Below are 13,759 nucleotides of genomic sequence, written 5' to 3'. Positions count from 1 at the left end.
ATTCTACGTTAATTCTGGGAGTGAATTCGCTCACCGAAAGGACGCGGACATGGCTCTCGACCGGCGTCGACTGATCGGATTAGCAGCCGCAGCGCTGACGCTATCGGCAACGCCTCTACGTGCGGCCCCGACCTCGCAACGCGGCCGCGACGCTGCGCAGCTCGGTGTTCGTCCCGACAGCTCTGACGACCAGACCGCGGCGCTGCAACGCGCAATCGACAATGCCGCACGCGCCCGCGTCCCGCTGGCGCTGCCGCCCGGCAATTATCGCACCGGTACCCTCCGATTGCCGTCAGGCGCACAGCTCAGCGGCGTCCGTGGCGCAACGCGCTTGATCTTCACCGGTGGACCGTCGCTGTTCGACAGCGCCGGCGCCGAGACGCCGACGCTGAACGGCCTCGTGCTCGACGGCGGCGCGATCCCGCTGCCGGCGCGGCGCGGCCTCGTACATGTCGTCGGCGCACGCAACCTGCGCATCACGGATTGCGAGATCACCGCCAGCGGCGGCAGCGGCGTCTGGCTCGAAACCACCTCCGGCGCGATCACCGACAACCTGCTGACCGCGATCGCGGTGACCGGCGTGGTGTCGTTCGACGCCAAGGGCCTGAGCGTCTCACGCAACGTCGTCATCGGAGCCAACAACAACGGCATCGAGATCCTGCGCACCTCGATCGGCGACGACGGCAGCATCGTCACCGGCAACAGAATCGAGAACATCAAGGCCGGCCCCGGCGGCTCGGGCCAGTACGGCAACGCCATCAACGCGTTTCGCGCCGGCAACGTCATCGTCAGCGGCAACCGGATCAAGAACTGCGATTACTCCGCCGTACGAGGCAATTCGGCGTCGAACATCCACATCACCGACAACAGCGTCAGCGACGTGCGCGAGGTCGCGCTGTACTCCGAATTCGCCTTCGAGGGCGCGGTGATCTCGGGTAACACCGTCGACGGAGCCGCGCTCGGCGTCTCGGTCTGCAACTTCAACGAGGGCGGACGGCTCAGCGTCGTGCAGGGCAACATCATCCGCAATTTGTTGCCGAAGCGGCCGATCGGCACCGCGCCGGACGACGACGCCGGGATCGGCATCTATGTCGAGGCCGACACCGCCGTGACCGGTAATGTGATCGAGAACGCGCCGTCGTTCGGCATCGTCGCCGGCTGGGGGCGATATCTGCGCGACGTCGCAATCACCGGCAACGTCGTGCGCAGGGCGTTCGTCGGCATCGGCGTGTCCGTCGCCGATGGCGCCGGCACCGCTACGATCAATGGCAACGTCATCGCCGAGGCGCCGCGCGGCGCAGTCGTCGGGCTCGATCACGCGCGGCCGGTGACGCCGGACCTGACCGCGCCCGGGGCAGCGCGGTTCGCCCAGATCGCGCTCGGCAGCAATTCGGTACGGTGACGACGCGCACCTCGGAAGCACCCGGGGCCGAGCCCGCCAGGGATTGGCGCTGCCGCTTTGCGGCCCAAAGAGACGCTTGATTGATCGCACCCCGTCACGACGGCTCGCGAAACTGATCGAGACCGGCGCGTCAGGCGCCTGCGAAAATCTTTAACAATCGCAATCGACCGCGGCCTCCACCGAACTCGAAGCGTCGGCCTCCGCTCTGACAAACACCGCGGAGAGAACCCAGCAGGTCAGCAACAACGTCGCTTCGGCTTCCGAACAGGCTTGCGCCAACGTCGAGTCGGTCGCGTCTGCGAGCGAGCAATTGTCGTCGATCGCGGAGATCAGTCGCCAGGTTCAGGAGTCGGGACGGATCGCCAGCATCGCAGTCGAGCAAGCGCGGATGGCCAACGATCGGGTCGGCGAACTGACCGGCGCAGCCGGCCGCATCGGCGACGTCGTCGAACTGATCAACACCATCGCCGGACAAACCAACCTGCTGGCCCTCGACGCCACGATCGAGGCAGCGCGCGCTGGCGACGCCGGACGCGGCTTCGCGGTCGTCGCCTCCGAGGTCAAGACGCTCGCCGAGCAGACCGCCAAGGCGACTGGTGAAATCGGCCAGCAGGTGACGAGCATCCGGAGCGCGACCGAGATTTCGGCAAGCGCAATCCGCGAGATCGGGACGACGATCGAACGCATCTCCGAGATCGCGGCGGCGATCGCCTCGGCGGTCGAGGAGCAGGGAGCCGCGACCCAGGAGATCTCGCGCAACGTGCTGCAGGCCGCCACCGGAACGAAGCATGTCGGCGCCAATATCATCGACGTTCAGAGAGGCGCGAGCGAAACCACGTCGGCGTCGAACCAGGTGCTGGCGGCGGCGCAGTCGCTGTCGCGCAACAGCAACGTATTGAAGAAGCAGGTTTCCGATTTCCTGGCCACGGTTCGCGCAGCCTGATCGATGGGTCCGGCTGAAGCAGGATGACTCATCTTCGAGTCGTCATCCTGCTCCAGCTTGTTGTTCGAGCTATCCCGAAAAGCGGAGTCCGCTTTCGGGATCATGCTCTACGCCGCACGCACCGTCTCGACAAAGCGGCTGACCTCCTGCCGCAGCAGGCCACTGTCGCGCGACAACGATTGCGCGGCGGCGAGGACCTGAGAGGAAGCCGAACCGGTCTCGGTGGCGCCGCGCTGCACGTCGGTGATGTTGGTCGAGACCAGGTGGGTGCCCTGCGCCGCTTGTTGCACGTTGCGGGAGATCTCCTGGGTCGCAGCTCCCTGCTCCTCCACCGCCGAAGCGATCGTCGAAGCAATCTCCGACATCCGCTCGATGGTACCGCCGATTTCACGGATGGCACCGACCGAGTCCTGCGTCGCCGCCTGCATGCCGCTGATCTGCTGGCTGATCTCTCCGGTCGCCTTGGCAGTTTGCTCGGCAAGCGCCTTGACCTCAGAGGCGACCACCGCAAAGCCGCGACCAGCGTCGCCGGCGCGCGCCGCTTCGATTGTGGCGTTCAGCGCCAGCAGGTTGGTCTGTCCCGCGATGGTGTTGATCAGGTCGACGACATCGCCGATCCGGTTCGCCGCCTCGGAGAGGTGGCCGATCCGCTGGTTGGTCTTGCGCGCCTGATCCACCGCTTCTCCGGCGATCCGCGCCGATTCCTGAACCTGGCGGCTGATCTCGGAGATCGACGACGCCATCTGCTCGGTTGCCGAGGCGACCGACTGCACATTGGCCGACGCCTGCTCGGACGCCGCCGCAACCGAGGTCGCGAGCTCCTGCGAGCGATCAGCCGTCGACGTCAGCGTGCCGGCAGAGGCTTCCAGCTCGGTCGAGGCCGAGGTGACGGTCTGGATGATCTGGCCGACTGCGCCTTCGAAATCATCGGCCAGCCGTCGCATCTCCGCCTTGTGCTCCTCGGCGACGCGCTGCTCGGCCGCCTCCTGCTCGACCTTCAACCGCCGGACGTCGAGCGCATTGGTCTTGAACACTTCGACGGTGCAGGCCATCAGGCCGATCTCGTCCTGCCGCCCCGAACCGGCGACGGCGACGTCGAGATTGCCGGACGCAAGCTCCCGCATCGTGTCGGAGATCTTCACGATTGGGCGCGACACCGCCCGACCGATCAGCCAGCCGAGCACGAAGCCGAGCAACTGAGCCGCGATGGTGATGATCAGCGTTTGGTACCTTGTATCCGCGACCAGCGCTCTGGTCTCATCTCCGATCTGCTTCTGCTCGGCGACGCCGGTCTGATTGATTCGCACGGCCGAAGCGGACAGCGACTGCGCGATCTGGGCCATCTCGCCGATCTTCGCCTCGACCGCACTGACGTCACGCGACGCCCGACGGAAGCCGTCGGAATACAGCGCGAGATCGGTCTCGATCGCGCCGATCTGTTTCTGCTCCGCGTCGGTGCGGAGCGACGTCTTCAGCGCCGACATCGTGATCTTCAGCTCCGACAGCGCCTTCTCGGCAGCGGTCGACGCATCCTTCTCGATCCGGATCCCCAGCACCTTGACGACGGCAAGCCGCATCAACAGGACCTGCTTCAACGCCTGCCCGACCAGCAGCGCGTTGCCGCTATTGCCATCGCCGGCCATTGTCGTGCTCTGCAATTGCTCGAGCTTGGTCATGATACGTTGGCCGACCGGACCGAGCACCTCGAGCGTCAGCTGGTTCTGACTCTGCCGCAGCTTGATGACCTCAGCGAACTGCATGCTGTAAGTGCCGAACTGTCGGCCGATATCGGCCATGACAGCTTGGGTCTCGGGACTCTGGATATGCCGCGAGCCCTGCGCGATGCTGTCGGCGAGCTGTTGCTTGCGCTGCTCCGCTTCGCCGAGCAGGGCGTCGTCTCCGGTCAGGCCGTATTCTTGCACGATGCTGCGGAAGGAGCCGAATCCGCGATCGATCCCGTGAGCGACGTCGACGACCTCGACGCGTTGACCGAACGACGTAAACGCCGCCCCAATCGTACCGAAGCTGGAGTAGTTCATGACGGCGAGCACTGCCATCAGCACCTGAAGGGCGGCGAAGCCGATCGAAATCTTGGTGCCGATCTTGAGATTGGTAAACAGTGCGAGGAGTCTGAAAGACTCTGGTGCGGCAATCGACTGGGTTGTGCGGGTCATGACCTGACTTTCACTGCGAGCGCGGAATCGGCGGTTTGTCGGCAACCGTTCGGGTCACGCCAAGCACCGATCCACCGCAACGCGTACCCAGTTTGAGTCGTCGCGGCAGATCTCCCTGGCGTGCATGTTCTGAGCGGAAGGCGACATCCGCACGCGAGCAGTGCGCCGAATTCCATATAAAACGTTTAACGAGGCGTGCGGTATGAATCGCAAATTGAATGATTGGTCGGATTCGCGACGCAGCAGCGGCGAACGCCGGGCGATTGATCCCAATCAAAACGAGCAACTCAAAGCCTTATTCCCGTTGTACTTGTTGACAGCACACGCCTCTCTTGATCGACCGCGCACGGTCTGTTCACTCCTACGCGGATGGTTTTCCTTTCGCCGAAAGTTTTAGAAGCTACTCGATTGGTCGCAGCGACAGGTCGCCGCATATCGAACAATCTGCTCGCCGATGCGTCGTATCGAGACCTCCGCGCGTCGGATGCCTCATTCCTAAAATTGAAAATCCTGTTCGCTGTAGTTGTCAGGCCGATGCAGACCACTACGGCCGATCCTGCGCGCGCGGCCTACCCCGCCTTGCGCAGCAAGGGATAGCGCTCTGCAAGTTGCCCAAGGTCGAGTGCATGCTGCCAGGCCGGCGGCTCGTCGGGTTGGGTCAGTTCGACGACATCCGGATCGATCGCAAAGTCTGGCTCGACCGACGCCACGATGCTCAGACGCGGCGGGCTCGGCTCTTCGTCGATCTCGATTGATGCACATGCCGAAGCCGGTGCAGCCGACGGCGATGCGAATCGACGGGTCTCGGCAAAATCAGCCGCGGTCTCATCGCTGAGATAGAAGATCGGGCGAGGCGGCAGATTCTTGTTGCGGCCGAGCCAGGACAGGTCGGCCGGCTGATTGCCGACAGAGGCCTCGCGATCGAGAAGATCGCGCCAGGTCTCGACCGCGGCCTTGGCTTCCTGAATGTTCTCCAGAAAAGCGACCTCGCTGAAGAAACGCCGCCAGCGGCCGGTTTCGAACAGTTCGGTGAGATATTCCAGCCGCTGTTCGGCGAGCACACACCAGCGCTCGACAATCGCGCGGCCGCGCGATGCGTCGGTCAGTTCCATATTCTATCCGCCAGATGATGGGGGAAACGGACGCACGCAACTCACGAATCGACGCAAGCATAGGAGACATTTTGTTAACAAAAATTTACCAAGTCCAGACGGATCGGTGCCCCCGTAGTGCCACGAAGTCGGAATTGCGATTGGAATCGAATCAGCGCCCCTCGCGCGGCTTCAAGCGCCGACATCGGGTCTGCAAGGACTGCGTGATGGCGGGATTGATGCGCCGCTAAAACGAAATGACCCGCCCGGGGGGACAACCGGGCGGGTCAAGCCATATTGGCGCTGGGGTGGATGGGCGCTCGCGCCGAATACAGCCTCGTTGGGGAGGGGCTTTCCGCTCCCACAACGATTTGTCAGCGGGCCAACGCCAAACGTTCAACGCGGTTGCGAATTTTTCGCGATCTTTTCTGCGGCCGGTGCCGCAACCCGTCACAGCGCGAAGAAGTGCCCCGAGCAGAGGTTCAAATCGTCGATTCCGACAACAGATGGCCGCGCTGCGGGAAGGTTCGCCGTTCAAATGAAATGATCAGCGTGGCGGCGCAGGGCGAAACGCGTCGCCTATCAAGCCTGCTACGGCGCTGGCAGCACCGTGCCCACGATCGCCTCATTCTGCAGGCGGGCGATCAACCTGTCATGATCCTGTTTTGAAATCTGTCCGGCGGCGAACTGCAGCCGGAACACGCCGCCTTTGCCGCTGTCGACGACCGAGGCCTGATATGCGTCCAGCAACGCCGCAATCTCCGATGCGCGCGCATCCGGCACGAAGCGGACGAAGGCGCGCAGGCTGCTTTCCGCGCCGAGGCTGCGGGTCAACGGCGCGGAGCGTTGCACCGCAGCGGGCGGCGGAGCCACAAGCGCGGGCGCCGGAACCGTAGGCGGCGCGGCCGGCCGGACAGTCTCGGCACGCGCTGCAGGCGCAACGTCGCCCGCCGGCGGATAAGACGCCGTTTCCGACATGCCGCCAGGCGTCCACGCCACCATCGCCCCGATCAACCCAGCCTGCAGCACCAGCGCCACACTGGCAGCCGAGGCGGACCAGGCCAGCACCTTCGGCGACAGGCCTTCAAAAAAGCCCGTGAAACGCGCGCCGAACCCCTGCCCCGGTTGCTGCGACACCGCCTGCGCCGGACGTGCCGGCTCTGCGTCGATCGCTGCGAACAGCTTCTGCATCGCCTTCGACGACGGCGCGCCGAGGCTCTCATTCAGCTCGATGGTCGCGGCATATTCATCAAGCGCCACAGCGTATTGCTTCGCGAGTTCCGGATCGCGCTCCAACGCTTCGGCAACCCGGCGGCTGTCGCGGACGTTCAGCGTTCCCGCGGCATACCAGGGCAGAAGCGCCTCGATGTCGCCCGGCTCCTGATGCTCGCGCATCGATTTGCTCATCGCCATCATGGCCAGCCTCGCTGCACGCCGGCTGCCTGCAGCAGATCGGCCAGTTTCTTGCGCGCATAGAACAGTCGGGTCTTCACAGTATTCTCCGGAATTCCGACGATATTTGCGACCTCCTCCACCGATTTTTCATGGTAGTAGACGAGATCGACGATTTCCCGATGGTCGGGCGAAAGTCCCTCGAGGCACTTTCGCAACACATCGCTCGTGTCCTTTTTCTGTACCGCCAGTTCCGGACCATCGGACGGATCCTCGATCGCAGCGGCGGCCTCATCATCCAGTTCGGCGTCTTTGCGGCGTCTCAGCGCAGACAGCGCCTTGAACCGTGTAATCGCCAGCAGCCAGGTGGAAACAGAAGACCGACCCTCGAACTTTCCCGCTTGGCGCCACACGTCGAGGAACACCTCGCTGACAAGGTCTTCCGCGACCTGTTCGTTCCGCACCAGCCGCAGCCCGAAGCGAAAAATCCGAACATGATGCCTGCCAAAGAGGACTTGCATCGCCGCGCGATCGCCACAGGCAATGCGGGTAATCAGAACCTCGTCCGCAGTCGCCTGCTTGGTAATCACTGGCCGTCTCGCACAATATGTCGGCTGACACCCGCGGAAGGTTCGACAGACAAAGGCAAATTCATCATCTTAGCCACGTGCCATAGCGCTTCTGTGAGGTCGAGCACAGAACTATGAACCCTGCGTCACTCCGAGCCCGAGCTGCTCGGACCTTGGTCCACGATCCCGACCGGGGCCACAAGCGATCCGACTCGAATCTTTAGCAGCCGCCGAAGAATTGCGCGACCAATCGGCGCGTCGAGCCGGAAGGTATCCAGTAGCGACTGGTTACTGGATACCTTTATCCATAATTTAATCCCTATTATCATAGACTTATGCGGGGGAAACTCCGGAGGCGCACAGTCTGGCCGGATACCAAACCTAAAGGCTTTTCCCCGTAAGTTCCCTTAACTCAAAGGCATTGAAGCGGACGATGGGATCAACTGCCGCGATTTCAGGCATACCAGCGAGCCAAGCGGACGGAGCCGAACAGGCTCGGACGCTCGCGGTCCGTGCGCGCAGGATGAAGCAGCGCCGCTACATGTTTGATCTGATCGCGGCGAGCTACCTGGCCGACGCCGCGCTGCTGCAGATCTACGTCTTCGCCGAGACGATTCCGCAGATCGTGGTCCCCGCTTATATCGGCTGCGGCTTCGCCATCGTCGTCGCCAGCATCGCGTTGTCGGAAGTCGGTTTTCACGATCGTTTCAAGGACCACTATCTGGTCTTGCCGACCACCTTGCTCAATCTGGCGCTGGTGATGGGCTTCAGCCTGTGGGCGCCGCAGGTCGCGTTCCTGTTCATTTGCTCGCTGTTCATCATCTTCAGCTTCGTCCCGCTGCGCGCGACCGCACGCCAAAGCGTGATCTGCTGGACTGCGATGACCGGCATGCTGATGGTGCTGTTCATTTCCACCGATACGCCGTTGGCGATGCCGCACGGATCGCTGCTGGAGCGGCTCGCGACCATGCTGGTGCTGGTCCTCACCGTCGGCCGCTGCATGTATATCGGGATGTACTCCAGCGCGCTGCGGGAGTCGCTCTACAAGCGCGGCCTGCAGCTGCGCGAGGCGTATCAGCGAATTGAAGAGTTCGCCGAGCTAGACGAGCTGACCGGTTCGTACAATCGGCGCTGCATCATGCGCATGCTCGACGACGAGATCGCCCGGGCCGACCGCAGCGCGGCGCCGCTGTCGCTGGCGCTGATCGACCTCGACTGGTTCAAACGGATCAACGATAGCTTCGGCCATCCCACCGGCGACGAGGTGCTGCGGACCTTCGCGATCACCATCTTCGCCAACATCCGCAGCTTCGACCGGTTCGGCCGCTACGGCGGCGAGGAATTCCTGCTGCTACTGCCCAATACCTCGCGCGACGAGGCCCATAAGATGCTAGACCGCCTGCGTGAGATCGTCGAGGAGCTCGACTGGACGGCATTCTCACCGGGGATGCGGGTGACGCTGTCGGCCGGCGTCACAGCGATGGCGCCGAACGAAACCGCCGAAGCCGTGCTTGCCCGCGCCGACCGCGCGCTCTACGCCGCCAAGGAAGATGGACGAAACAAGATCGCGACAACCTGAAGGACTCAGGTTCCTATCGTGACTCTAGGACAGAGTGATGAGTTCAAAATCGGCACTATCCGCCGCCAATCTTCTCGATGAACTGCAATCCACGCTCGCGCACGGCACGGTCGCCCGGCGCGTCGAAACATTGCGCCGGGTCACCGATCTGTATCTCGACGGCGAGGTCGACTACACCGAGGATCAGATCTCGGTATTCGACGATGTCTTCAACTGCCTGGTTCGGAACATCGAAACCAACGCAAAGGTCCTGCTGGCCCAGCGGCTCGCCCCGGTGAACGCGCCGCCGCGGATCATCCATCATCTCGCCTTCGAGGACATGATCGAGATCGCGGCGCCGGTGCTCACGCAGTCCGAACAGCTCGACGACGCAACGCTGATCGCCAATGCCCGCACCAAGGGACAGGGCCATATGATGGCGATCTCGAACCGCAAATCGCTAAGTGGCGCGGTAACCGACGTGCTCGTCGAGATCGGTAATCAGCAGGTGGTGCAGAGCACCGTCAAGAATCCCGGCGCCGAATTCTCCGACAACGGCTATTCGATGCTCGCCAGACGAGCCGAGCAGGACGACGACCTCGCCACCGAACTCGGCAAGCGCGCAATCCCGCGCGCACAATATCTCAAGCTGATCGCCATCGCGTCGGCCTCGGTGCGGACGAAGCTCAAGGCGGCGAATCCGACCGCCGCCTCCGAGGTGTCGAGTGCGGTGAAGAAAGCGACTTCGCTGGCGCGCTCTGCTCACTCGACGGTGAGCCGGCAAACCAACATCGCCCATGGCTTGGTACGTGCCCTGTTCGAGGACGGCCGCATCAACGAAGACCAGATATTCCTCTTCGCCAACGAACAGAAGTTCGACGAGATCAACCAAGCGATCGCCTGCCTCGCAGGGACATCAGTGGAAACCGTCGAATCAATGATGGTCGAGTCCCGCGACGAAGGCCTGCTGATTCTCGCCAAGGTCTGCAACTTCTCCTGGTCCACGGTGAACGCGATCATTCATATGCGCGACGAACTGACCGGGACCAGATCGGGCGATCTCGAGGAATGTCGCCTCACCTATGATCGGTTGCGCAATTCGACTGCGCAGCAGGTGCTGCGCTTCCACCGTATGCAGCAATCGACCGCGACCGCAAAGCCGCCGGCCGCCTGAGCAGACCGCTCACCAGAGGGTGCCGATATTGCGCGGCTGAGCGAACGCGACGTTACCGGCAGCCGCGCTTTCTGGTGAGGTCGAGTTGGACCGGCGATTGCGCGGCGAGTAGCGCACTGGCGGGGATCACGTTGAGCAGGAGCGCGTAGGCGGCCGCCCAATCCGCCATCGGTGCAATCACTCGCCGTCGTGAATGTTCATTCACAGCCGCATCCTCGGCCATTCTTGTAGCATGGCCGGCCGGCTAGAGCTTTTCCGGTCTGATAGAATCAGAACCGGAGCTCTAACTTTTTGTTCTGACGCGTTTTCTTCACGCGAACCGGTTTCCACTTCGCTCGAAAACGCTCAAATCATCCTCGCTCGCGACTCGAAAGTTGCCCGCTGTGGCTGGTCCGTCTCAGTAGCGCAACAGCCGCCGACCCGCGAGCGCGCCGATCGCCGCCACCACCGCAGTGGCGAGCGTGTACCAGGTCGCGACGAACAACGGTGAATCGTCGACACAATGCATCGCGTAAAGCGTGGCGGCAAAGCCGGCCGCGATCATTCCAGCGAGCGCCCCCGCCAACGTCGGGTTGGAAGGCGCACCGCGACGCAGGCCGATCAGCGCGGCGATCAGCAACGGCAGCGACAAGACGGGAATCGCGCCGAGGCACAGCATCGAATTGTGGCCGACCAGCCGCGTCATCATCGAACTACGCTGCGGCAACATCGCCTCGCCTCCGATCGCAAGACCGAGGATCGCCAGCGGCGCCAGCAATAGCAGACGCCAACCTCTTGCCGTCGCCTCCGGCCGCGACAGATGTAACGCGACGATGATCGCAGACAGTGCCAGCGCCAGCGTCACCACGAATTTCAGATCGAAGAACGGATTGGCGACCGCGTTCGCGATGTCCGGCCGCAGGCCGAGCGTCGATAGCAGCATCGCCGCCGATACCGGGAGCGCGACCAGCAGCGACGCCGCGAGCGCCTGCCCGACCGGACGTTCGCGCTGGCCGACATCGACCGCCAGGGTGTTGATGAACTGATCCGTATCCATCGTCAGACCGATCTCATCTTGGCTGCGAGCGCCGACAAGCCGCGATGCAGCGCCACCCGCACCGCGCCCTCGCTCATCGACAGCTTCCTTGCGGTGTCCTTGATCGAGACGCTGTCGACCGCGATCGATTGCAGCACCTCGCGTTGGCGCTGCGGCAGCGCCTCGAGGTGGCGCGTCACTTCGCCGGCCGGCAGCGTCTCCTGCGCCTGTTCGCTCGGGATCGTCTCGGCGAAATCGTCGATATTGACGAACACACGCCTTCCGCGGCGGCGCAGCGCGTCGATCAGCTTGTTGCGCGCGATCGCGAACAGCCAAGGCGCGAACGGCGCACTCGGATCCCAGGTGTGTCGCTTCAGATGCACGGCCAACAGAATATCCTGCACGATGTCCTCGGCTTGATCGACCGGCTGCCCGGCCCGCACCAGACCGCGGCGCGCGCCCGCCCGCAGAACAGGCGCGACGGCCATAAGCAGCCGCCGATACGCGACGCCGTCGCCGGCATTGGCCGACCGCATCAGGTCGGTCCACTCGTCGTCACGTCCGCGCACACACGCTCCCACAAGCCAATTCGGCGTCAAACTGAATTTGTTACGCGCCAGGCCGAATGATCACGGCAGCGTGAAGACAATCTGGCTGCAAGTTCCAACCTCGCGCGATCTTCCTTGGCGGCACGAGCGGCGGGCTTCACATTAAGGCAGGCGGCCCCATTGGTTGCCAAGATATTGCCCCGGGTCCGCGACGATTCCCCATTTTTTGGCCGCGGTGACGCCATTGCCGCAGAGGCATTCTGCCGCCGGGTTGGAAATTGGGGAGATTGCCATGAAACGCGAGGCCAGCGGGCGCTCGGCATTGATATTCGCAATAGCACTCTGCGCGTGTTTTTCGGGACCGATGCTGCCGGCAGCCGGCGTAGCTGCGCCCGCCGCATCGCAGGACGCCGCGTCGCCTGCTGCGAAAAAGAAGACCGTGAACGCTCACACCCCCCAGAAACCACCGCCAGCAAAACCGACCGCCGAAAAGACCAAGGATGCCAGCAGGTTGGACAGCGTGGCCACGACTCCCGCCGAGGTAACCCCGGAGGGCGCCATCGAGACCACGGCTCCAACCGCAATTGCGCCCCCATCCGCCGCGTTGGCCCCTTCTATAGCCAATGCCAATGCGCAATTTCCGCCGGTCACCCACGACGCTGCGTCGAGCGACGCAATCGTTTCGCAGGCGACGCCCGATCCGTCGCGCGCTCATCAAACCGCCGACGATCGCCACGTGGTCGCGCCCGACGAGGTCAACGAGCTCGACCGCGCCGCCGGCGATACGCCTCCGCCCGCCGTGATGGCCGCATCGACCACCGAGCCAACCATAGCTGCGCCGGCTCCGACGACCGTCGGCGCAGCGCAGGTCTCCTCGGCGACCAGCAACGATGGCGCCTGGGATAAGGCGTCGTTGATCGGCAAGATCTTCATCGCCGCCGGCGGCCTGCTGACGCTCGCTTCGGCAGCGCGGATGTTCATGGCCTGAGCCGTGCCATCGGCATCCCCTTGAAGCCGGTGCCGCCAGCGGGCAGATTGCCCGCGGCCGCGACCGGCCCTCAAGCGGGAATGCATCATGAGCAATTTTGAATTCATCATCGTCGAGCGCCAGAACGCAGTCGGCATCATCAAGCTTAACCGTCCGAAGATGCTCAACGCGCTGTCGTTCGGCGTGTTCGGCGAGATCGGCGCGGCGGTCGAGGACCTCGAAGCCGACGATGCGATCGGATGCATCCTGATCACCGGCAGCGAGAAGGCGTTCGCCGCCGGCGCCGACATCAAGGAGATGCAGCCGAAAGGCTTCATTGACATGTTCAACGAGGACTTCACCTCGATCGGCGGCGACCGTTTGGCCCGTTGCCGCAAGCCGACCATCGCCGCGGTCGCAGGTTACGCGCTCGGCGGCGGCTGCGAACTCGCGATGATGTGCGACATCATCATTGCGGCCGACAACGCGAAGTTCGGCCAGCCTGAAATCACCCTGGGAACGATTCCGGGTATCGGAGGTACTCAGCGACTCACCCGTGCGATCGGCAAGTCGAAGGCGATGGATCTTTGCCTCACCGGTCGAATGATGGACGCGCAGGAAGCCGAACGCGCCGGCCTCGTCAGCCGTCTCGTGCCGGCCGACAAGCTGATGGAAGAGGCGCTCGCCGCCGCCGAGAAAATCGCATCGATGTCGCGCCCCACAGCTGCGATGGCGAAAAGCGCCGTGAACCGTGCGCTGGAAACCACGCTGGCCGAGGGCCTCGCGATCGAACGCGATCTCTTCCGCTCGACCTTCGCACTGGAAGATCGCTCCGAAGGCATGGCCGCGTTCATCGAAAAGCGCAAACCGAACAACAAGAACCGCTGACAGCGACCTGACGGGCGCGGGTCGCGACGGCTTCAAAG

The 13,759-nt window shown here is 63.6% G+C and carries 11 protein-coding genes and 1 pseudogene; 6 read left to right on the top strand and 6 right to left on the bottom strand.

The window, feature by feature from the left end; all coding sequences use genetic code 11:
• Positions 1-49 precede the first annotated feature (49 nt).
• Both BMY71_RS09855 and BMY71_RS09850 read left to right on the top strand, forming a co-directional pair.
• Positions 50-1,402 (top strand): TIGR03808 family TAT-translocated repetitive protein, encoded by a 1,353-nt coding sequence (locus BMY71_RS09855; protein WP_092683420.1) that lies wholly within the window; start codon positions 50-52, stop codon positions 1,400-1,402.
• Between the two features lie 166 nt (positions 1,403-1,568).
• A pseudogene (locus BMY71_RS09850) lies at positions 1,569-2,345 on the top strand (methyl-accepting chemotaxis protein); the annotation flags it as partial.
• A 107-nt stretch (positions 2,346-2,452) separates the two neighbouring features.
• Here the strand turns inward: BMY71_RS09850 and BMY71_RS09845 are convergent.
• From BMY71_RS09845 to BMY71_RS09830, 4 genes are all read right to left on the bottom strand, one after another.
• Positions 2,453-4,519 carry a methyl-accepting chemotaxis protein gene (locus tag BMY71_RS09845; RefSeq protein WP_011502337.1) on the bottom strand — a complete coding sequence of 689 codons (2,067 nt, stop codon included), beginning with the start codon at positions 4,517-4,519 and terminating at the stop codon, positions 2,453-2,455.
• Between the two features lie 569 nt (positions 4,520-5,088).
• Positions 5,089-5,631, bottom strand: a complete 543-nt coding sequence (locus BMY71_RS09840) for a TIGR03809 family protein (protein WP_092683416.1) — start codon at positions 5,629-5,631, stop codon at positions 5,089-5,091.
• A gap of 570 nt (positions 5,632-6,201) precedes the next feature.
• The gene (locus BMY71_RS09835; RefSeq protein WP_011502335.1) at positions 6,202-7,026 is read right to left on the bottom strand and encodes a hypothetical protein; all 825 of its coding nucleotides are present in this window, start codon (positions 7,024-7,026) and stop codon (positions 6,202-6,204) included.
• Positions 7,023-7,592, bottom strand: a complete 570-nt coding sequence (locus BMY71_RS09830; protein WP_011502334.1) for a sigma-70 family RNA polymerase sigma factor — start codon at positions 7,590-7,592, stop codon at positions 7,023-7,025. The genes BMY71_RS09835 and BMY71_RS09830 overlap by 4 nt, the downstream gene beginning before the upstream one ends.
• A gap of 412 nt (positions 7,593-8,004) precedes the next feature.
• Between BMY71_RS09830 and BMY71_RS09825 the strand changes: the two genes are divergently transcribed.
• Positions 8,005-9,150, top strand: a complete 1,146-nt coding sequence (locus BMY71_RS09825) for a GGDEF domain-containing protein (protein ID WP_092683414.1) — start codon at positions 8,005-8,007, stop codon at positions 9,148-9,150.
• A gap of 37 nt (positions 9,151-9,187) precedes the next feature.
• Positions 9,188-10,303 carry a DUF2336 domain-containing protein gene (locus tag BMY71_RS09820; RefSeq protein ID WP_011502332.1) on the top strand — a complete coding sequence of 372 codons (1,116 nt, stop codon included), beginning with the start codon at positions 9,188-9,190 and terminating at the stop codon, positions 10,301-10,303.
• Between the two features lie 397 nt (positions 10,304-10,700).
• Here BMY71_RS09820 and BMY71_RS09815 read toward each other — a convergent pair whose 3' ends face one another.
• Entirely contained in the window at positions 10,701-11,339 is a 639-nt protein-coding gene (locus BMY71_RS09815; protein WP_092683412.1) for an NrsF family protein, read from the bottom strand.
• 2 nt (positions 11,340-11,341) lie between these two features.
• Positions 11,342-11,887, bottom strand: a complete 546-nt coding sequence (locus BMY71_RS09810; RefSeq protein ID WP_041805239.1) for a sigma-70 family RNA polymerase sigma factor — start codon at positions 11,885-11,887, stop codon at positions 11,342-11,344.
• Positions 11,888-12,101: 214 nt separating this feature from the next.
• Here BMY71_RS09810 and BMY71_RS09805 point away from each other — a divergent pair, with 214 nt between their 5' ends.
• Together BMY71_RS09805 and BMY71_RS09800 are read left to right on the top strand one after the other, a co-directional pair.
• Positions 12,102-12,854, top strand: coding sequence for a hypothetical protein (locus tag BMY71_RS09805; protein ID WP_244526032.1), 753 nt, complete (start codon positions 12,102-12,104; stop codon positions 12,852-12,854).
• An 87-nt stretch (positions 12,855-12,941) separates the two neighbouring features.
• On the top strand, positions 12,942-13,721 hold the full coding sequence (locus tag BMY71_RS09800) for an enoyl-CoA hydratase (protein ID WP_011502327.1): 780 nt from the start codon (positions 12,942-12,944) through the stop codon (positions 13,719-13,721).
• The last annotated feature ends 38 nt before the right edge of the window (positions 13,722-13,759 follow it).

Source organism: Rhodopseudomonas pseudopalustris (assembly GCF_900110435.1).
GTDB classification, from domain to species: Bacteria; Pseudomonadota; Alphaproteobacteria; order Rhizobiales; family Xanthobacteraceae; genus Rhodopseudomonas; species Rhodopseudomonas pseudopalustris.
This window is presented reverse-complemented; position numbering and strand designations above follow the sequence as displayed.